18 protein-coding genes and 4 riboswitches are annotated in these 19,692 nt (G+C 43.4%); of the genes, 9 read left to right on the plus strand and 9 right to left on the minus strand.

The window, feature by feature from the left end; all coding sequences use genetic code 11:
- Window positions 1–53: 53 nt before the first annotated feature.
- Both dnm_RS01200 and dnm_RS01205 read left to right on the plus strand, forming a co-directional pair.
- Entirely contained in the window at window positions 54–506 is a 453-nt protein-coding gene (locus tag dnm_RS01200) for a cereblon family protein (RefSeq protein ID WP_207680901.1), read from the plus strand.
- Window positions 507–522: 16 nt separating this feature from the next.
- Window positions 523–786 (plus strand): PaaI family thioesterase, encoded by a 264-nt coding sequence (locus dnm_RS01205; RefSeq protein WP_207680902.1) that lies wholly within the window; start codon window positions 523–525, stop codon window positions 784–786.
- A gap of 171 nt (window positions 787–957) precedes the next feature.
- Window positions 958–1,029: riboswitch (cyclic di-GMP riboswitch) on the minus strand.
- Between the two features lie 33 nt (window positions 1,030–1,062).
- Here the strand turns inward: dnm_RS01205 and dnm_RS01210 are convergent.
- The 4 genes from dnm_RS01210 to dnm_RS01225 all read right to left on the minus strand — a co-directional run bounded on the left by dnm_RS01210 (window position 1,063) and on the right by dnm_RS01225 (window position 8,617).
- On the minus strand, window positions 1,063–1,635 hold the full coding sequence (locus tag dnm_RS01210) for a VPLPA-CTERM sorting domain-containing protein (RefSeq protein WP_207680903.1): 573 nt from the start codon (window positions 1,633–1,635) through the stop codon (window positions 1,063–1,065).
- 85 nt (window positions 1,636–1,720) lie between these two features.
- Window positions 1,721–1,798: riboswitch (cyclic di-GMP riboswitch) on the minus strand.
- A 27-nt stretch (window positions 1,799–1,825) separates the two neighbouring features.
- Window positions 1,826–1,900, minus strand: a riboswitch (cyclic di-GMP riboswitch).
- 1,254 nt (window positions 1,901–3,154) lie between these two features.
- Entirely contained in the window at window positions 3,155–3,544 is a 390-nt protein-coding gene (locus dnm_RS01215; RefSeq protein ID WP_207680904.1) for a hypothetical protein, read from the minus strand.
- A 742-nt stretch (window positions 3,545–4,286) separates the two neighbouring features.
- On the minus strand, window positions 4,287–7,520 hold the full coding sequence (locus tag dnm_RS01220; RefSeq protein ID WP_207680905.1) for an AfsR/SARP family transcriptional regulator: 3,234 nt from the start codon (window positions 7,518–7,520) through the stop codon (window positions 4,287–4,289).
- A 638-nt stretch (window positions 7,521–8,158) separates the two neighbouring features.
- A complete protein-coding gene (locus dnm_RS01225) occupies window positions 8,159–8,617 on the minus strand; it encodes a hypothetical protein (RefSeq protein ID WP_207680906.1) in 459 nt (152 codons plus the stop codon).
- Between the two features lie 716 nt (window positions 8,618–9,333).
- Window positions 9,334–9,412: riboswitch (cyclic di-GMP riboswitch) on the minus strand.
- A 482-nt stretch (window positions 9,413–9,894) separates the two neighbouring features.
- Here dnm_RS01225 and dnm_RS01230 point away from each other — a divergent pair.
- From dnm_RS01230 to dnm_RS01255, 6 genes are all read left to right on the plus strand, one after another.
- A complete protein-coding gene (locus tag dnm_RS01230; protein ID WP_207680907.1) occupies window positions 9,895–10,161 on the plus strand; it encodes an alpha/beta fold hydrolase in 267 nt (88 codons plus the stop codon).
- A gap of 50 nt (window positions 10,162–10,211) precedes the next feature.
- Window positions 10,212–10,376 (plus strand): hypothetical protein, encoded by a 165-nt coding sequence (locus dnm_RS01235; protein ID WP_207680908.1) that lies wholly within the window; start codon window positions 10,212–10,214, stop codon window positions 10,374–10,376.
- 565 nt (window positions 10,377–10,941) lie between these two features.
- A complete protein-coding gene (locus dnm_RS01240; RefSeq protein ID WP_207680909.1) occupies window positions 10,942–11,667 on the plus strand; it encodes an NUDIX hydrolase in 726 nt (241 codons plus the stop codon).
- A gap of 1 nt (window position 11,668) precedes the next feature.
- Window positions 11,669–12,565, plus strand: coding sequence for a metallophosphoesterase family protein (locus tag dnm_RS01245; RefSeq protein WP_207680910.1), 897 nt, complete (start codon window positions 11,669–11,671; stop codon window positions 12,563–12,565).
- 638 nt (window positions 12,566–13,203) lie between these two features.
- Window positions 13,204–13,446, plus strand: a complete 243-nt coding sequence (locus tag dnm_RS01250) for a helix-turn-helix transcriptional regulator (protein ID WP_219739698.1) — start codon at window positions 13,204–13,206, stop codon at window positions 13,444–13,446.
- On the plus strand, window positions 13,443–14,678 hold the full coding sequence (locus tag dnm_RS01255; protein ID WP_207680911.1) for a type II toxin-antitoxin system HipA family toxin: 1,236 nt from the start codon (window positions 13,443–13,445) through the stop codon (window positions 14,676–14,678). The genes dnm_RS01250 and dnm_RS01255 overlap by 4 nt, the downstream gene beginning before the upstream one ends.
- A gap of 44 nt (window positions 14,679–14,722) precedes the next feature.
- Here the strand turns inward: dnm_RS01255 and dnm_RS01260 are convergent, their stop codons facing one another.
- The 5 genes from dnm_RS01260 to dnm_RS01280 form a co-directional block, all read right to left on the minus strand.
- Window positions 14,723–14,959 carry a hypothetical protein gene (locus tag dnm_RS01260; protein WP_207680912.1) on the minus strand — a complete coding sequence of 79 codons (237 nt, stop codon included), beginning with the start codon at window positions 14,957–14,959 and terminating at the stop codon, window positions 14,723–14,725.
- Window positions 14,960–15,111: 152 nt separating this feature from the next.
- The gene (locus dnm_RS01265) at window positions 15,112–15,717 is read right to left on the minus strand and encodes a DUF4384 domain-containing protein (protein WP_207680913.1); all 606 of its coding nucleotides are present in this window, start codon (window positions 15,715–15,717) and stop codon (window positions 15,112–15,114) included.
- A 127-nt stretch (window positions 15,718–15,844) separates the two neighbouring features.
- On the minus strand, window positions 15,845–17,155 hold the full coding sequence (locus tag dnm_RS01270) for a hypothetical protein (RefSeq protein WP_207680914.1): 1,311 nt from the start codon (window positions 17,153–17,155) through the stop codon (window positions 15,845–15,847).
- Window positions 17,156–17,229: 74 nt separating this feature from the next.
- Window positions 17,230–17,805 carry a hypothetical protein gene (locus dnm_RS01275; protein ID WP_207680915.1) on the minus strand — a complete coding sequence of 192 codons (576 nt, stop codon included), beginning with the start codon at window positions 17,803–17,805 and terminating at the stop codon, window positions 17,230–17,232.
- Complete coding sequence (locus dnm_RS01280) at window positions 17,798–18,445, minus strand: hypothetical protein (protein ID WP_207680916.1); 648 nt, start codon at window positions 18,443–18,445, stop codon at window positions 17,798–17,800. The genes dnm_RS01275 and dnm_RS01280 overlap by 8 nt, the downstream gene beginning before the upstream one ends.
- A gap of 576 nt (window positions 18,446–19,021) precedes the next feature.
- Here dnm_RS01280 and dnm_RS01285 point away from each other — a divergent pair.
- The gene (locus tag dnm_RS01285) at window positions 19,022–19,339 is read left to right on the plus strand and encodes a hypothetical protein (RefSeq protein ID WP_207680917.1); all 318 of its coding nucleotides are present in this window, start codon (window positions 19,022–19,024) and stop codon (window positions 19,337–19,339) included.
- Window positions 19,340–19,692 lie beyond the last annotated feature (353 nt).

The raw sequence follows: 19,692 nt of genomic DNA on the forward strand, positions 1-19,692 counted from the left end.
AACAGTGCTGTTCAGCTTATTGCTTTTCTGACAGTTGGAGAAAGGGGGGAATAATGTTTATAATTCACCAGACAGAATCCGATGATATTCAACCCCATACGTTATGGGCCTTTCAGAAGTCAACTGACGGACAAATTGACGAGTTGCAAAAAATTTCAGTCATGGGAGATGAGGAAGAAAAAGAAAAAAAAAATCGGATTCTTTGCAAAAATTGCAAGAACCCGGTGACTTCGGCCGAAAATATCATGGTAATTAACGGCATGCACAGGCACACATTCAGCAATCCTCATGGTATTGTCTTTGAAATCGCATGTTTTTCCTCAGCACATGGGTGTGTTAACGGAGGACTTCCCACCGCGGAATTTACATGGTTTGCAGGTTTCAGTTGGCGTTTTTCTTTCTGTTCAAGATGTCATACGCATTTAGGATGGCAGTATTTGTCAAAAAGCGGAGAACATTTTTACGGTCTGATTGTGGATAATATAATAGAAGGCACGACAAAATGAAAAGGAAACAGATGGAGTGGACCTGGCAGTGAGAGAGGCGATTTATCGGGCAGTGGAAAAGGAACCTTTTGCGCGGGCATTGAATATGGAACTGATTGACTTGGAAGATGGCCGTTCTGTTGTGGAAATGACTTATCATCCTGAAAAAATGGATAACATTTATAGCCGTGCCCATGGCGGAGCCATTTTTGCGTTGATTGACGAAGCTTTTGAGACTGTCGGGCAGACAGAAGGGACAATTGCCGTGGCCTTGAATGTAAATGCCCAGAAATCCGTATAGCAGACGGCACATTGCCGATAAATGCCCGGAAAAGAGTTCCAAAGACCCGGGCACCTTCCTGGTCGCTTTGTACCACATTATATCCGACAATCTCTGCCATGCTGACATTTTTTCCTAATATATTGTCATCTTTATTTCCGACATAACCATAAAAAAACAGGCCGCTTTTTTTCAGGCAGCCCGTTTTTTTTGAGACTCATGGCTTTCCGTCTTCACCTTACGGTGAATCTGACTTTATAAAGACAAAGCCATTATCTGACCCTGCCTCTGAACGGCTTACTTCAAAAACTTTCTCCTGATTCCTGCAAGACTGACCAAGCCGGAACCAAGCAGCCAGACTGCCCCGGGAATGGGAACAGGGGCCACGTTTTTAGCAATGATCACCATATCATTATGATCCGTATCCCAACCCGGCTGAGTCAGGTCTTCTATGTTCAGCCTGAATTTATATTCATTGTTCTCATTTTGGAAAATTTTGAAATGGTCGTATCCGTCGCCGTTCATAGATTGGTCACTGTAGTATGTCATTCCGCCATTTTCGGGTGTTGAAATATAAAAGCCAAAAGCATCATCTGACATAGGCTCCCATTCCACATCTGGCGGATAATCCGGCCCGCTGAACAGCTGAACAGCATCCTGCTCCTGCCCTTTATAGTAATAGCCAAAGCTGTTCTCATCGGCAAAAGCGGCATCTTCCAGTATGAGCTTGAATTGCACTTTGTCCGCACCAGGAGCCATTGTAAAATATCCCGGGTCCTCAATCTCTGTCCACGTTGCTGCCATCACACTCCCGGTCAGCAGAAAAATACCCAAAACAGAAAATACAAATAATGTTATAATTTTTTTCATGATATGTTTCTCCTTTTTTTTACCTAAGACTAAAAATCAAAAACCAAACGCCTTTTCATTCCATTTTCAACTTTTCATTTTCATTTTAGGTAACCCGGCTGTCTCTCATTCAAGACCCGTGGCTTTCCGTCCCCACTTCGCAATGGGTTTGGCTTTGTCTGGTTATTTTTCCCCACCTCCTTTCTTTGTCTTAGGCGGCCCGGCTGTCTCACTGAGACCCGCGGCTTTCCGTCCCCGCCTCACGACGGGTTTGGCTCTTTTCTGACAGCGTAATTTTCATTCTTACTTTTCCGTTTCAGGCAAGCCATGATGTCTTCTTTCCTGGAATCACGACAGGCTTGGTTTTGTCGTGAAACCAAAATGACTTATCATATCAAATCATTTTTTTTACCGTGAAAATACATTTTGAAAACCCGGGTTTTTCTCTGAAAATAAGTACCTATGCAAAAGTTTTTATATATCTTTTTTCTGAGAACTGCGGAGAAACCCGGCTTTTTCCTTCACGGGCGGCGGATCATTCCGGGAAAAAAGCCGGGTTTCTTCCCGGGCAAATATAAAAAACTTTTGCTCTGGTACTTATTTTCATAATCGGAGATGAAAAACCGGAAACTTTTCGAGCTGCCGATACCCGATGATCAGGTTTTTCTGTCCGGGCAATCCTTAACTTAATCACCTGATTAAAAATTATCTGCTTTTATAACAGAAAAAAGTTACAGACAGATTACAGATTTAAAAAATAAAAAAAATTATACGCATTGTTCAATTTTTTTTCAATTAGCCAAACTTTTTTCTGGTTATCCGATAATTATTGGCTGTTTTCCCCAACAACCATTCTTTAAATTATAGAAATAAGCACAATACCTAATCTAATATGCAAGTACGATGCCAATATATCTAAGCTACTGTTATAAAAATAGTTAATTAAACGATAAGATATCCAGACAAAGGATCTGTAAAATTTACCGACACCTTTTTTCGGTTCCAAAAACTCAATATATTCTTTAATAATTTGAAATTAAAAATAATTCTTTTTTTAAGAGTAAATAGAGACTGAAAAAGCAGCCAAACTTGCGTCGGAAAACTTTACAGTTTTTTATCAGGCTATTGCTAAAGAAGCAGAAAAAAACAGCTATAAATTATTTATACACTTTAATTTCAGAATATTATATTCATAACAGCGTTTTTCCCTGCCTCCTGTTATTGAATTCGTAATTTTTTTAATTTTAACAGGTTATATTTTTTATGTAAAATTTACCGACACATTTCCTTTCAATAAAAAGTTATACCCGTATAACTTAATCATATTTAATATCAGATAGTTCATCGGATAAATCTTTTATAATCAGATCATAACACTGCCATATCCAATATGCCTGCGGAAACTTTTATGATAGTTATATATGTTTATGATCCTAATTCAAATTTGCCAATCTGAATTTTCCCCGCTGTTATGCAGCGTCAAAAAAATGGCCTGCTTCTCTTCAAACCAAACCGCCGCATAATTTATGGCGACCAGTGTTCAGACCTCAGAACCTGTGGTGTGGTATGCCAGAAAAAGCCCCAGTTCCTTTGCCTGATCCTCCCCAAGCTCTCCAAAACGAACGCCACATTGCTTTTTGACGATGAGAGACTGGGTGAATATGTATTTTATGATATCATACACCATTATACATGGAATATCAGTCAGGGAAAATTCACCTCCGACAAGAAAGAGGTTTGCCTGGGAGAATTTTTCGTGTGAGTCTTCCCTGTCCGCTTTATCCGTCGGACAATTAACGAGATACTCAAAAGCCAGACCATTCAGACTTATGTCTTTAATTTTCCCAATTTTCGGCATACGGATTCCCATAGCAATAAAGGCATTGTCCGATGTCAGAAAACGAGGCTGGTTTCTTCGTTCAGGTTTCATAATTCACCTTTTTCATCATTTCTGTTGATAAGCAAGCTTTGGTGGTGTTCCAAAACTGGACCTGAGCCGATATTTCCTAAATTGATTCAAATGGTTAAAAATTTTAGCTCCAGTTTTGGAACACTACCTGCATTTTGAAAACCCGGGTTTTTTATGAGCGTTTATTTTTTTTTAAACAGGCGCATTCACAAGCCGGCGGAGCAAATTTTATCCGCGGGAGGAATCTCCAATGCTGTTGACTTAGGCAATTCCGAACGGATCCGGAGTGCAAAAATTTTATTTTTGCGCCTGCGAATCAGGCTCGTCCCCAATCAGATCTACATGGCTAAGATCCGGAGTGCAAAAATTTTATTTTTGCGCTTGCGAAAAAACATTTTTCGCACTCCGGAAAAATTACTCCCCCAAGCAATGAATATGCCCCTTTTAAACTCGATCATCAGGTTGTTGACCGGATTCGGACAAAAAGCCCGTCCGACGGAACTCACGCCGAACAGAATGACAGACTGTCCGGCCGGATCGCATCAGATCAGATCAGAAAACCTGATTATCGAGTAACAGATTTGAAGTTACAGATAGGTTACAGATTTGAAAAAATAACAAAAATCAGAGCGGATATTTTTGAAAACAGGTGTGCATGGAAAAAAATTCGGGCAAAGCAGTCTGTCCTGCAACAGCCAACCGCAGACAATTATACCCGAATTGTTCCGATTTCGGTCCTATGATGCTTATTTGTCAGGATAAATTAAGAATTTTTTTCACAAAGGAGGGATTTACATATGGCTTCGGTATCAGAGGAAGGAGAAATTCCGAGCGTCATGGAAAGCATTTTCTTGCAACGCTCATAAACGGTCAGGGCTTCGGCCCGGAGACCAAGACGGTAATAGCAAATCATAAGGCGTCGGTAGAAATCCTCGGCAATATTGTCCACCTCCAGACCCCGCTGATAACATTCCGCAGCTTTTCCCCATTGCCCGTCCTTTTCCCAGTACTGCCCCAGTTTGCTGACGCCTCGCAGAAATTTGCTCCGAAGAAGCTCCCGAAGGGGAAACGTCCAGTATTCCGAATTTTCTTCAGCCAAAAAAGGGCCCTTGTATATCTCAATGGCTTTCTGAGCCAATCTGATGACTTCCTTGTTGTCAGCTCTGGCTGTCCCTTTTCTCCACGCGGCATCCGCCTGTCCGAAAGTGCGCTGAAACGCCCATACATCCACCCAGCAATATCTCTGATCCAATGTCAGGCGTCCGTCCCTAAGTTTGACAGCCCTGTGGTCGCCAAGTAATTTGCGAAGCCGGTGCAGAGTGGTTGCAAAAGATCGGTGCGCCATATCCCCGTCAGCATCCGGCCACAGAGCATCAGCTATCTGATCCTCTCTCACCTCTCTGCCCCCGAAGGCCAGCAAGGCTTTGAGCATTGACAGCGGCTTTTGCTGGGCTTTTCCGGAAAATCGGACAGCCTTTCCGTCTCTGACCACTGAAAACCGCCCTAATGCAAAAATTTTCAGACGCCAGGGCCAGTTATCCACATGCAAGGGAGTTTTGTCAGGAGCCAGGTTGTGCTTCCGGATCAGCTCCCGCACATAATCCACCTCAATTTCAGCGTCAAGCGCTTTGGCGCAGAGCTTTGCTGTCACGCTCGGCTGGTCCATTAAAATATTTACATATCCGTGCCTTTTACCAATACTCATTGCTTTTCGGAGTGACTTCAGACCCGATGCCTCGTCTCCCTGATCCAGAGAAAACAATGCCTCAGCCCAGGAAATATAAAATTTAAGAATTTTACTTTTCATTCGGGATGCAATATCGGAAGCATGAGCGAGATGGCCTGCCGCGTCCTCATTTTTCCCAAGTTCGTGTATAATGTATGCTTTTGTCAGATGATACAACCCCATCAAAAAAGGAAATCCCACATCATCGCCCGATTTCAGTGCCAGATCCGCGTGAAGAGAAGCCTGGCTGATATCCCGGCGGAGCAACGATTCCTGGGATTTGAGCCAATGGTACTGGGAAAGCTCCCATGGCTTATGAAAATTTGAAGAGGAAGCCATTTTTTCCAACATGTCTTCGGCTGTCTTATAATCATTTGCATTCAGAGCGCTGGATGCGGACATGCTGATCAGTTTGCAGTCCATTGTATGAATACCGGATGCCCGGGATAATTCCAAACAATCAGATACCACCTTCAGACAGTTTTCATGCGTCCCCGTAAAATAACAATACCAAGCTTCGGCATATCCGGCTTTTATCCGGCTTAATGGCGAACATTTTTCTCCTGACCAGGCCAGGTGACGTAATGCGTTAATCATGAGGTTTGCTTTTTCAAAATCACCGCTATACATTCTGTAAAGCGCAAGGTAAAATAACGTATGTATTTTGGCATTCATATCTTCGAGATTTTCCGTAAGAGAAATCGCCAGTTTCGCCCACGTTCTGATCTCGGAATGCTCCGGCTGTCTCAGAACCAATGCTGTGAACATCCGGATGACCACCCGGGATCTGATGTCTTCGGACGGGAATGCCCCATATTTATTTGTAAGTTCTTCGGCCGCATGAATCCACTTATCAAATTTTTCAAATCCCTCAAAATCATATTCTATAGCGTCAACAATACCTGACCATGCCAGAAATGCCCCGGAAAGGTCTTCCTGTTCCTTAAATTTTTCAAATGCTTTTTCAAAATAGTTCCGGGCATGGGAAGGTCTCCGCGGCAAATGGCACGCGCCCGTCCAATACAGAAGCCACGTTGTATTTTCTATAATATCTCTCGGAAGTTTGTTCAAAGACTCTTCCAAAAGATGATGCTTCCCCTGTGCCAGGGCAAGCGGCGCATGCTTTGTGATTAACTGAGTCAGCGTGTTCCAATCCGCCACATCATGCAGAAGTTCGGCAGCAGCCCTTGCCTGGGCAGCTTCATCAAGAAGCATGGCTGTATCGCGGCAAATAACTGCCAGGGTTTCTTTGGGAAAAGTTTCCTTTGCCCGTTGCATCAGAAAACTTCTGAACAAAGGGTGATACTGATACACAGGTTCGCTATAAAAAAATTTTTCTGTGAATTGGTTATTACGATTCAATCCGGACAGGATGCGGGATGTATCGCGACAGCCTGTAAGCTTTTCAACAATTTCTTCATTCATTTTGGGCAAAAAAGCCGTTTTGAGAAGAAAATTCCGTGTGTCCTCATCTGTTTTATCAAAAATTTCACATAAAAAATAGTCAAATATCTCCTCTGGTATATGTCTGTTCCGCAACAGATGTTCGACCCCCTCTGTTTTAGCTTTTAACAACATAACCACCAGTCCGGCCGCCCATCCGTCAGTCATGCTGTGCAGCCGAAGAACTGTTTCCTTTAACAGTGTCTCATGCGTCCGCAGCCGGACAATTTCATCCACTTCCTCCAATGTCAGACGGAGTTCATTGTATCCAAGAATCTCCATCTGCTGATGAATACATGTGCGAATTAAGGCAGGCGGAGGATTGTTCCGACTGATCATAATGACATTTATGCCTTCGGGAATTTTAGATAATCCATTGCGGATCACCTCATGGAATGAGGATTCGCCAGGTATCTCATGATAGTCGTCAAACACAATGACACTTGGAATTTTTAGCCAGTTATAAAGGCTTTCAAAGTACCATAATGTAACCGTTGAAACTTCTTTAAGATATTCTGAACTAAGAACAGATAAGCGCGAGGAATTTCGGGTTTCGGTTTTTTTCGCAGCCAGCCTCATAAAATAAAAAAAAGTTTTCGCGTCCGCGTCATTTTTGTCCATCTGATACCACAGACAAGGGATATCGTTCGCTTCAATGTAGCTGCTGACCAGGGTGGTTTTTCCACATCCGGGAGGGCCTGTCACCCAGATGATCGGACGGCCCCGCACACGATCCAACAACTCAAACAGGCGATTCCTGGGAAAAATTCCCGAAAGCGCGGGCCGGGTGATCTTAGTTAAAAAGGCTGGTTCCTGTTCTTTTCTCATTATCTCCGGTTTAATAACGACGGCACGGGCGCAGAGGAGATGCCCGCCCATTTGCCATTGTCAGCAGATCGAAAAGTTTTCGGGCTGTCGCGGGACAGACACGGCGGATGCCGGAGAAACCCGGGTTTTTCCGGCGGGGGGAGCCTTCTGTCCGGGAAAAAAAGCCGGATTTCTCTGCCATGCCGCACACAGTCCGGAAACTTTTCGATCTACTGAGTCATATCATGGAAATGTATTTTTTTTACTGAGCTTAATGACTATCACACATTATGCGAAATTTTAATCAGGAAATTCCTGATTTTGAGCCTGAAAATTCCTGATTTGCTTCTGAACAGTTTCGGTTCGATGATTTACTCAGAAAAATTTCCGGGCTGTGCGCGGTGCGGCAAAGAAACCCGGCTTTTTTTCCGGGACGGGAGCGATCTCCCCCGCCGGAAACAGCCGGGTTTCTCCCCCGTCCGCCCTGTGACAGCCCGAAAACTTTTCGATCTGCTGAAAATATATTTTTATTGTAAAAATATATTATATCTCAAATGTATTTAAAAATCAAATGTATTTTTTCTTTTGTAAATCAAAAAACATAGAAAAGGCAGAACCATTTCTGATCCTGCCTTTTCTATCTGTTGGTTTTCAATTTCTTATTTGCTTAACTTTTTTCGGATTCCCGCAAGCGCAATCAGGGCAAAGCCGAGAAGCCACACAGATCCGGGTTCTCGGGAGCTGCTTTCATTCTCACAGAATTTAAAAAGGCCAATATCATCAGTCGCAGGGCAATCCGAATCAAATCCCCTCCCCAGACATGAAGTGTAGAAAATGCCTCCTACGCCTGTATTTTGCTCACCAACCCCATTCGAATCATAATATATTGATCGTTGTACTCTGCTCACCATGATTCCCAATTTGTTGTCAGGAGCATACGCAACGTATTTGACAGTAAGATTATAGTCGTAGTCATCGGGCGGGCCGTTCATGTTCATTTCTGTCCACCCTGAGCCTATGTTATCTGCCAAAAGGAGTTCCGCACTGTTTGCCATGGCAATTTCCGTCACCACAAAAAGGCTCAAAAGCACAGCCGCAAATAATGTATTTTTTTTCATGATACTGCCTCCTTACCAGGGTGATGAAAATGCCTTCAGAACTTTTTTCAAAACTGCTTTTGTTTTTGTTCACTATTTTTTTAACCAAATTAAAATTAAATACAATTTTATACTCATCACAAAAACAGAATCAATTTTATCCGCGTCATATAAGGTCATTTTCCTCAGCCTGCCTCTTCTCCGCCCAAGACTGAAAATAAAAAAACAACATGGTTCTCTCAGGCAACCTGTCCGTCTCACTGAGACTCGTTGGCTTTACATATCTGCCTCACGACAGGCGGGCTTTGTCAGGAAAGTATCAGCATAGGAAAACCTCCGGAGGATATAAGTACCTAACCATAAGTCTTCGATATTCGCACGGGAAAGAAACCCGGCTTTTTTCCCGGAATGAGCCGCCGCCCGTAAAGGAAAAAGCCGGGTTTCTCCGCCGTTCACAGAAAAAAATATGTATAAAAAACTTTTGATCAGGTACTTACCTCCTCCGGAGGCATTATATTGGGATTTTCAGATTCGTCCTTTTCATAAAATTCATGATTTATCCTCCCAGCGTCCGGAATAAAAAACATTGCTTTTATCATTCGATGATCAGGTTTTTCTGATCCGATTCAGACAAAAAGCCTGTCATTTCGTTCAACGACCCGTCTGAGCCTGCCGAAAGGAATGACAGAAAAAACTTGAACATCGAGTATAAAATAAAAAAAGCCAGGCTGCATTTTTCAGGCAACCCGGCTGTCTCATTAAAAAAGACCCGCAGTTTTCCGCCCCTGCCTCACGACAGGTTTAGCTTTATCTGATTGTATATTGAAATGATCTGGCTGATTTTTAACATACAGAAAGTTACAAATAGGTTACAGATTGAAAAAAAATAAAAAATATTATAATTCTTTGGGAAATAAGTACCTGGGCAAAAGTTTTTTATATTTCCCCGGGAAGAAACCCGGCTTTTTTCCCGGAATGACCCGCCGCCCGTGAAGGAAAAAGCCGGGTTTCTCCGCAGTTCGCAGAAAAAAAATATATATAAAACTTTTGCACAGGTACTTATTGACCCGATATTTTTAAAAAGGCAGGTATCGGTCAGCCGGACTTGGATATTGCCTTTTCCTGGTTCCTCATATGGATTCCTTTCTCAGAACAACCTTAAATGTTGTTTTTGTTATTTAAATACAAATGATTATCAAATATTTCCCATATTCTTGCATAATTTTTTGTAATCATGTAAAAAAACATTATATTTCAAGCGGGTTGAATTCTGTAATCACATTAAAGGATAAAAAAATATGCCATATTTTATTTACAATAATCATCGTTTGTTTTACCGTGAACAAGGTAACGGACAGTTATTATTGATTTTGCCAGGCAATACAGCATCTTCGGCCTGTCTTCAAAGTGAGCTTGAATATTTTGGCAGACATTATCATGTGGTTTCTTTTGACTTTATGGGAACGGGTCGGTCTGATCGAATGAGTTCCTGGCCCGAGGATTGGTGGAAACAAGGCGCGGACCAGGCAGCAGCCCTGCTTGATCACTTGGGCACGGACAGCTGAATGGCCGCCTGAAAGAGATTCTTTGCCCGGTCTTACTCACCGCAAGTTTGTTGGACAATGATCTCCCAAATGTGACCGGCCAGCTCATCACCATGTCAGAACAGATTGCTGACACCCGGATTTTTATGATGAAAAAAGGTGGTCATCCCCTGATGCGGACCTGCCCGGAAGACTTCCGTGAACTGAGTGATTATTTTTTGAGGCAGATAAGATAAAGCCGGAGATCAGCCAGGGCAGCCAGGGCATCAATCCTCTGGCTGAAAAAGAAAGCAGTCTGAAGACAGCTTCGGAGCCTGCTTTCGCTTTCAATCGGGCATCAGACTTGCGAGGTTTTGGAAACCTCGCAGGTCTTTACCCATCAGAATCAATTTGGTCATGTACTCGTACTGCAATGCATCCAGGATGTTTTGTACTCCGGAAGTCATACGGAGAAAAACATGGACGCGAAGCGTCCCGGCTGCATTCCCACGCTTTGGGTCACTGCCATTAAGTTAAGCTTCCGGAGTGCGAAAATTATTTTTCGCATCCTTGCCGGAAACTCTTTTTGACACCCCGGATGAGTCTTAACTTAATAGCAGTGACCCAAAGCGTGGGAACGATATGGATGAGCTTTTGCAGATTTATGATATGGAAAGAACTGAAAAGGCACAGGCGTCAGGAATGAATGCACCAGCAGAAAACTTTTATTTGTTAAATGATCCAAAAATTCTGACGGAACATATGCTTCATGTTCTGTGGGAGAGAAATCAACTTAAACCCTTTTTTTCAACTGAGGATAATTTGTTCAGCCCGTCCGCTGTTCTGCTTTTGCTGGGTCAGCAGTGCGGTGAAAATAAAACTTCATCAGAACCCTGTCTGATCTTAAACAAACGATCCCGGAAAGTCAGGCAGCCCGGAGACCTTTGCTGTCCCGGCGGAAGCGTATCGCCCCGTTTGGATGCCTGTCTTTCAACGCTTCTGACTTTGCCGGGTTTTCCGCTGATGCGCTGGCCCTGCTGGTCTCAGTGGCGTGATCGCTATCCGGATGAGGCCCGTATGCTGAAACTTCTTTTTGCCACGGGACTCCGGGAGTGCTTTGAGGAAATGCGCCTGAACCCCTTTGGGGTTCAGCTTATGGGACCGCTTCCGCCGCGGCGGCTTCTGATGTTCAGACGGGTTATTTTTCCTATGGCCGCGTGGATTCCCCGGCAAAAACGCTTTGCTGTGAACTGGGAAGTTGAAAAAGTGGTTTATATTCCTCTGCGATATTTGTTGAACCCTGATTCCCATGCATGTTACCGGGTGCAATTCACGCCTTATATTGAAAGGAAGCTTCATCGAAAAACTCAGGATTTTCCGTGTATTGTATATAAAAATCAGAACGAAAATGAACTGCTCTGGGGTGCCACTTATCATATCGTCATTGGTTTTTTAGAGATGATCTTCGGTTTCAAACCGCCTGATATGGCATCCCTTTCTGTGATCCACGGTGTCATGGAGGAAAATTATCTTACAGGGAGCGGATGAAATGAAAATACTTTTCACATCAGATATTCACGCGAGTGACACTCATCTTTTTTCCATGATTTCAATAGCGGAAAAAGCAAAAGTTGACTGTGTTATCATCGGAGGGGATATTATCCCTCATTATTTACCCAATACACATAAAGCAGGCATCTTACAGGCGCAGGAAATATATCTCCGGGATGTTTTTCTCCCTGCTGTTGAACAGTTTAAAGAGAAAAGAGATATTCCCATTTACCTAGACCTCGGGAATGACGATTTCAAAGACAATCGAAAAATGCTTGAAGTCCATGACGGAAACCTCTTCCATTTGCTGCATATGCGGAAACATCCGCTTACGGACACCGTGGATATTCTCGGCTATATGAATGTTCCGCCGACACCCTTCTGGAGAAAAGATTGGGAAAAACCGGATTCATCAGGCCAGCTTTACGCACCGGGAAATATTATCACCTTAAACGGAAGTGTCTCAGTCGGCGGCATGTTAAAGGAGACTGTCCTTGACTTAAATTCAGATGACACCATTGAGAATGAACTGTCTCTCTTGTCAGAAACCATTGAGAAGCCGTTCATCTTTGTTTCGCATAGTCCGCCATATCGGACCCCCCTGGATGTGATATACGACGGAACGCATGTGGGGAGTCTCGCTATAAAAGAATTTATAGAAACCTGGTCTGAAAACGGTCAGCTTGTCGCATCCCTTCACGGACATATCCATGAGTCCCCGAGCCGGTCAGGCTCAGTCCTTACGAAGATAGGAAATTCAGTCTGTATCAATCCGGGACAGGGTAACGGAAAGGGAGCAGCGTTCCGATATGTGATTTTCAGATTGGCATATGAGGAAATGCCTCCGTCTTTTCAGATGCTTTATGAACCGGATTCGTTCATCTGCACGGATTAGTGATAAGCAAGGATTTTCGAGTGTAAGTACCTCAGCAAAAGTTTTGTACCTAATTTATAATCAGTAGATCGAAAAGTTTCCGGACTGTGTGCGGTGCAGCAGAGAAACCCGGCTTTTTTTCCCCGGACAGAAGGCTCCCCCCGCCGGAAAAAGCCGGGTTTCTCCCCCGTTCGCCGTGTCTGTCCCGCGACAGCCCGAAAACTTTTCTGATCTGCCGGACGGGGTTTGCAACCCATATGCATCAGGCTAAGATTACAACCTACTGTTTTTATTAACTCTGATTTTGCCGGACGGGGTTTGCAACCCCGTCCGGAATATTTTCCGGATCGCCGCCCGCAAACGTTTCGGACGGGGTTGCAAACCCCGTCCGGCAGCCGTCCCGCATTCTTAGCCTGATGCATATGGGTTTGCAACCCCGTCCAAAATATTTTCCGACCCCCGAAAACAAACGTTTCGGACGGGGTTGCAAACCCCGTCCGGCAGTCTTAGCCTGATGCATATGGGCTGCAAACCTGCTTGCTACAAATATGCCGCACTTACAGGGTTTGTTTTCCCGCTCGGTAATAAATCCTTGACTTCGAACTGATCTGATATATAATATTCCCGAACGGTAAAAAATGATATGATAGCATTACAGAATGAAAAAAATTTTCCCGAACGGTAATATTATGAATGACATAAAAGAAATCGGGTATATCATCAGAAAAAAACGCAGGGAATACGGACTCACACAGGTTGAAGCCGCTGGTCTGTGTAATGTGGGTGTCCGTTTCATGTCGGAACTTGAGAACGGAAAACCCACGCTTCAGGTGGGCAAGGTGCTGCATGTGCTGGAGGCATACGGATTTTCAGTGACAATTACCCACAGGGAAGATTTATGAAAACACTTCGGGTGTTCCTGAACGACAGGCCGGTCGGCGAATTGCGCTCTGATAAAAAAAGAAGACTTGTTTTTCAGTATCATCGGGAATATCTCGGAGCCTCGGACGCACATCCGCTCTCCCTGTCGCTTCCGCTCGGAGAATTACCTTTTGAGGAAGATATCGCCCGTCCGTTTTTCTCCAATCTGCTTCCGGAGGGCGATATTCGGACGATCATTGCCAGGTTCGTCAGGGTGTCAGGGAAGAACGACATGGCGCTTCTTGAAAAGATCGGCGGAGAGTGTGCCGGTGCTGTTTCCGTTCTGCCGGAGGGATTCGTACCGGAGAAAAAAGGCGGCTACATTCGGCTTTCCCGGGATGAGCTTGATTCAATGATGGCGGCGGACACAGGCAGACCCCTGCTGATTAACCGGGAGGAGCTTCGGCTTTCCCTCGCGGGAGCCCAGGACAAACTGCCGGTCTTCATAAAAGACGGCGAATATTTTCTTCCCACGGGGAACATGCCGAGTTCTCATATCATCAAACCCCGCAACCGCTATTTCGGGGGGACTGTGCAGAATGAGGCGTTTTGCATGAAACTTGCCAAAGCCGCGGGGCTTCCGGTTCCCGGGAGTCATATCTGGAAAGGTGAGAAGAACATTGCCTATGTGGTGGAACGATATGACAGGGCGAGAGATGCGGAGGGAAATATCTCACGGATCCACCAGGAGGATTTCTGCCAGGCCATGGGATATCTGCCGGATCAGAAATACGAAAGCGAGGGAGGCCCGGGTCTGGCGGAATGTTTTTCCCTGTTGGAAAAGTTCAGCGCACAGCCGATCAGGGACAGGAAGAATTTTATCAGTTGGGTAATTTTTAACTTCCTTATCGGAAACGCTGACGCACATGCGAAGAACATATCTCTCCTGTTCAGACACGGGAAAATATATCTTGCCCCGTTCTACGATCTCATGTCAACGCTTGTATATCCCGAACTGTCACAGAAGATGTCCATGAAGATCGGCAAGGAAAACCGCTACAAATGGACACGGAAAAGGCATTGGGAGAGATTTGCAAGGGGGATCGGCATGAAACCCCGGTTTGTATTTTCGATTGCCGAGGATATGGCGGAAAGGCTTAAAACAGAGTCGGCAGACATCGCAGGAGCGTTTGCTTCCTGGTACGCCGAAAAAGAACTGATTGAAAAGATAGGCAATATTATTGAGAAGCATACTTCGTCTTTTGAATGGTGAACACTTTGTTCTTATTGTGTTTATGATTCGGAAATGTCGAAATTTCAGATTGTTCTGCCAGGCTTCTCGGAATTGCGCTTTGTCCGGCACCGGTCGTCTTCGCAGATCAGGATGTTCTTGTTTGTCCGAAGGAGGAGATTGCCGCAGAGAGGGCAGCAATGAAAATGATCGCCTTTGGCATGAACGAGGGGAGCTTTTTTGTACGCGGCATGAAGCTGCTCTTCCAGCAATTCCAATTCGGGTTCGGCAATGTGTTCAATAAACTCTCTTTCGGTCAGCACGAGCTTGGCGATCTTCGGCGGAGTGCAATGTGAGACTTCTGGGCATCGAAATTTTTAGGTCATGTAAGAAATCTGGATATCAAACCTTGTCTGACGAATTGATTCAGACAATTAAGCTCTATATCCAGAATCTCTGCGGGACAATGACATTGTCATTTATGCATAATCTGAAGTTTCTTGACTAAAAGTCCTTTTATATTAAAATCTCGTGTGCCGGCAATGCCTCTGTGCGAACAACTCATAACTTTTCTACAGATTTTTTTGGGACTTCGAAGTTCTTTCTCATAGCCCAGTAACACGAACAGCTTCTTCCCTCTATTTGGGCCGAGGCCAAACAAGTGATTCGAAGAGGGAATGCGATATTCCCTACCGGATATTACCGGATTGCCAATCTCATTGATATTAGGATTCGGGAAGATTTCTATCATTTTGCCTGTTCTGTCTGTTTGAAAAATATAAACATAAGCTGATGTTTCAGCTTTGAAAACAACAAGATATCTGTCATTTTCTGTGAGTACGTCTCCATCCATGACTTCTGCTATCTTATTTTTTCCAACCATTTTAAAAATTTTTAGGTGAACCTGTGGCTTAACAGCTTCTGCGAATTCTTTCTTCGGATACCGAACACCGCTGATAGCTCTTAAAGAAGTGTCCGACTCAAGTTTCTTTTTATCTAATTCGCCTGCACAGGCGGTTATAAACCATGTACAGATCCATCCGATGATCAAAAAACGATTTGCAAAACTTTTTGATATCATATTCTTTTTCCTTACATTTTGAAAAGCCAGGTTTTTATCTGAAAATATTTGCATGACCGGGGGAAAAACCCGGCTTTTTTATGAGCGTTTATTATTGAATATCAGCTAATGGGATTGATGCTGTCTGTCACTCCTCTCCGCCATGCCTGAAATGAAACATTTTATAACATACACTTTTTAACGCAGTCTTATCCCTCAGTTTTAATCTCTCAACAATTTCTGTAAGTTTTGCTTTGCGTATCGCAGGGTCAACCGCTTTCGCAACTTCGCCAAATAAGTTTTCAATATCTCTCGCCCGCCAGGGAGAGGCAATTACATAAACGATTTCCTTCGGCATATTCATAGTTTCGGAAAGAGAAAATTCATCCAGATAAAATCCATCATCACCCGGAGGAATATGATAAGGAAATTCATCAGGTCGGAGCGGATTATTATAGCCAGGATTCCATTGAGGATTTGGAAACATAGCATCCAGATTGCCCTGATAGTCCTCCTGATAAGCATAGAGATACAATGGATACTGTGGAGAATTACACGAAATTATGAGCTTGTAGTTATCGTTGTGATCCAAAACTGTCTCAGCAAGTTGTGGAGAATCAGAAGGCAGAGTGACAGCTTCACCCTGCCTCATAAACTCGAAATTTACTGTAAACTGAATGGGGGTATTCAATTTTTTTTGAAGTTGGGCAAATTCATCACCATCCTCTCCTGCGCCCTTCTGGAGCAGTTTTTCGGCTTTGAAAAAATCCCCGTTTTCAAGGCAGGCAATAATGTCCTGATCCTGATGCCATGCTGTCAGAGCAAACAGAACTACTACCACGATGACCGCAATGATACTGATAAAAAAACTGCGATGAGAGTGTGTTGGCGCAGAAACCGTTTGCGGAACTTTGTCTTCTTGGAGAGAGGCTTCAAAGAGAATGTTTATTAATTGGGGAAGTTCGGTGGGTCTGACCCTGAGAATCGTCTTCTTTTCAAAAGCAAAGGAATCGGATAATTTTTCAACTTGTTCGAGATTCAGTAAATCAGCATCTCTTTCTTTAAGGGCATCTTCAATTGACGGAGTTATATTTTGACTGGGAACGATAAATAGTCCGTCGTTTTCGTTCAAAAAAGCATCCAATTTGAGTTTGAAGCTGTCTTGATTAACAGATAACAAATCAGGCCCTGAAACGCCCCTACCAATAAAACCCGTACACCAGATATCTCCTTTTCTGTTTTTTTGCAAAAGTTTCCTTGAGCAACTTACATTAGCCAAAAGATAAGCCAGATGCAGAGAATCTCCTTGATATGTTTCATCCTTATCTTTTTTTTCATACAATATTTTCTTTGAACCAATGGACTTAGGGGTAAAATGGGAAACTACGGAATGGAGGTATTTTTCGCTGGTTACCGAAACTTTTTCAATGGCATTATAGCCCTCTTGTTTTCGATCCATCGCTTTGTATCTTCCGCATCCGATAAAAGGGGGTTGTTCTAGCGGATTTACATTCGGGTATGCAAAATGACACATCACAGTTTCTCCACAAAAACAGATATGGCCCATTTACGAGCGCATGGGTTGAAGCCAAGCTCCTGTTCATAAAAATTTTTTTTCCCTTCAAGATCGGAACCAAGGCAGTCTTTAAAAAGCGTTTCATGGGTATCAGGATCAACAAACCATGCCCACAAATTGCTAGAAAACAGTATGTTCGCATTCCATTTCAGGTGGATAAAAGCTGATGAAGAGCTGTCCTCCCCCTGCCAGTAGCAGGAAATATTGATATATTGGCCATAGTCCATCTTAAATGTTTCCTCTTGGGGGCCGATATCTGCTGCCGTGACCACCTCTCCTGCCCATTGCGGCTTCCATGGAAGAGATAGCCAAGTTTTTAGTTTAGGCAATAAATTTTCAGCCTTTGAACGAAGTAACATTTCTGTTATTTTTACGTGGAAACCTTCGACATCAGCTCCTGATGCACGAAGTGATTCTCGAATTTCATCAATAGGCATAAGATTAATAATATCCGGATCGCATTCCAGTTCTTGGGAAAATCTTTCCAGCCACGCAATGGCATTTTTCTTAATATCTTTTTGAAGTTCAGACATAATATCTCCCCCTATACTCTTTATTAATTTTTTTCAGTCGAGCTTTTAATCGCTTGTTTGCATTGTAAATTTCCTCAATGCCTACACCTAATGCATCAGCTATTTTTTGTGCTTTTACAGGTCCGCCTGAGTCTATCTGATATTCAATTATTTGTTTTAGCAGAGCATCATCCTCAACTAAAGATAAAATTTGTTCGTGTAATTTTGATTGATAAGCGTCCGATGTTATTTGTTGAACAACAGCATCGCTGGATTTTCCCAAATCATGCTGATTGATTTTCCGCCCGTAGATATTTGCAGGTTGGTTTTCCAAAGCATACCCATTCTGCCTCTCCTTTTTTCTTTTTTTTACATCATTCCATTTACTTTGAATATGACTGACTTTACTCCTCACAATGTTATACAAACAACCAAGTAAGGCTTTTTTAGTTTCTGTCGGACAGCGCCTCCTGTCCTCCAAAAGGTCTTTAACAGCTTCTTGAAAAAGGGCTTCAGTGTCTCGGCTCGGAAATTTTGCCATATCTGGGATAGTTGGAATTTTACGGAGTTGTTCTCCAAATCGTCTCCGGAGTTTTAGTCTCAACCTGTCAATATCTTCCTCTTTCAGATTTTCTAATGCTGACCGGATGTTTACGGACATTTTTCTTCTCCCTCTATAATATATAGACCGATTTTATAGACATTTTTGCCATATTTTTTTTAAAAAAAGTACATGACTATACCCTAAAAAATCAATTTGTTACCATTATCTAAGAAATCAATATATAGTACTTAGATTTAGGTATGTCCCGGCATGATTTTTGCATGGGAAGGTTGTCCCGGAAAAAAAGCCGTTTCCGGGCCTGAAAATTTCATTCGTCCGTTCGGAATCCCGGAGGCCGCCTCTGTATGCAACTTTCGTGCCAGGACATACCTAAATCTAAATACTATATATTTTTTCCGCCAAAAATTTCATTTTTACGGCATACATACACAAAAGGGCAATGAATAGCAATATAAAATTCTAACTGAAACAAAATTTGATTACGATAACATTTCTAAAGGGAGGTGATATCAACACAAATCACAAAGAAAGACATTGAAATTTCGATTATCATTCTGAAAATATTATATTTTAACTTTATTTGAAAAGGAGACAATAAAATGAAAAAATGTTTTGCTCTGATTCTTGGAATTCTTCTGGCAGGTTCCGCAGCCTTTGCAAGCGAATGGGAACATGACCGGCACCGTTACCGTCCGGAACAACATCAGCACGGATCCTGGCAACATGGCCGAAGCCCCTCATGGGGCGAATCCTCTGAGGGATCACAAGGCGGACCGGAACATGGTCAGCAGCGTTACCGGCCGGAGCGACATAATCATAACGGCTCCTGGCAACAACAGGGCCGAAACCCCTCATGGGGCGAATCCTCTGACGGATCACAAGGCGAATGGGAACATGACCAGCACCGTTACCGGCCGGAACAACATCATCATGATAGGCCTTGGCAACAGGGCCGAAGCCCCTCATGAAGCGAATCGAAAATATCCTTGAAAAGCTCCCGAAGGATTGGCAAATCTCCCGGAAATCTACGGGATTCGCCAATCCCGAACGAGTATGAGGATGGATTTCCGACGAGTTTTCGATCTGCTGAAATTCCATGATTGGCAGGAACATGCTCAACGCTTAATATAACCATATAGGAAAGGAGGTGATAAGCAGGCTTAATTAATTAAAGATAAGGGAAAGGAACCGTGGGGGCGGTTCCTCTCTGCCCTCTCACAAATGAAAACCGTCGGTATGCCGGTATTTTCACAGAGGACATCTGTTTTCCGAAGATAAGAAGATTCGGGAAAAAGTCAAGCGTGATCTGATACCGGCAAAACGGCAATCTTTGAAAGGAGAAT

Origin of the sequence: Desulfonema magnum (assembly GCF_017377395.1) — a bacterium.
Classification (GTDB): Bacteria; Desulfobacterota; Desulfobacteria; order Desulfobacterales; family 4be13; genus Desulfonema_C; species Desulfonema_C magnum.

Excerpts from the sequence above, each read along its gene's own strand:
- dnm_RS01230 (WP_207680907.1), top strand. The coding sequence starts at position 9,895 with ATGCCATATTTTATTTACAATAATCATCGTTTGTTTTACCGTGAACAA.
- dnm_RS01275 (WP_207680915.1), bottom strand. The coding sequence starts at position 17,805 with ATGTCTGAACTTCAAAAAGATATTAAGAAAAATGCCATTGCGTGGCTG.
- dnm_RS01280 (WP_207680916.1), bottom strand. The coding sequence starts at position 18,445 with ATGTCCGTAAACATCCGGTCAGCATTAGAAAATCTGAAAGAGGAAGAT.
- dnm_RS01245 (WP_207680910.1), top strand. The coding sequence starts at position 11,669 with ATGAAAATACTTTTCACATCAGATATTCACGCGAGTGACACTCATCTT.
- dnm_RS01255 (WP_207680911.1), top strand. The coding sequence starts at position 13,443 with ATGAAAACACTTCGGGTGTTCCTGAACGACAGGCCGGTCGGCGAATTG.
- dnm_RS01265 (WP_207680913.1), bottom strand. The coding sequence starts at position 15,717 with ATGATATCAAAAAGTTTTGCAAATCGTTTTTTGATCATCGGATGGATC.
- dnm_RS01210 (WP_207680903.1), bottom strand. The coding sequence starts at position 1,635 with ATGAAAAAAATTATAACATTATTTGTATTTTCTGTTTTGGGTATTTTT.
- dnm_RS01250 (WP_219739698.1), top strand. The coding sequence starts at position 13,204 with ATGAAAAAAATTTTCCCGAACGGTAATATTATGAATGACATAAAAGAA.
- dnm_RS01215 (WP_207680904.1), bottom strand. The coding sequence starts at position 3,544 with ATGAAACCTGAACGAAGAAACCAGCCTCGTTTTCTGACATCGGACAAT.
- dnm_RS01285 (WP_207680917.1), top strand. The coding sequence starts at position 19,022 with ATGACCGGCACCGTTACCGTCCGGAACAACATCAGCACGGATCCTGGC.
- dnm_RS01225 (WP_207680906.1), bottom strand. The coding sequence starts at position 8,617 with ATGAAAAAAAATACATTATTTGCGGCTGTGCTTTTGAGCCTTTTTGTG.
- dnm_RS01270 (WP_207680914.1), bottom strand. The coding sequence starts at position 17,155 with ATGGATCGAAAACAAGAGGGCTATAATGCCATTGAAAAAGTTTCGGTA.
- dnm_RS01220 (WP_207680905.1), bottom strand. The coding sequence starts at position 7,520 with ATGAGAAAAGAACAGGAACCAGCCTTTTTAACTAAGATCACCCGGCCC.
- dnm_RS01200 (WP_207680901.1), top strand. The coding sequence starts at position 54 with ATGTTTATAATTCACCAGACAGAATCCGATGATATTCAACCCCATACG.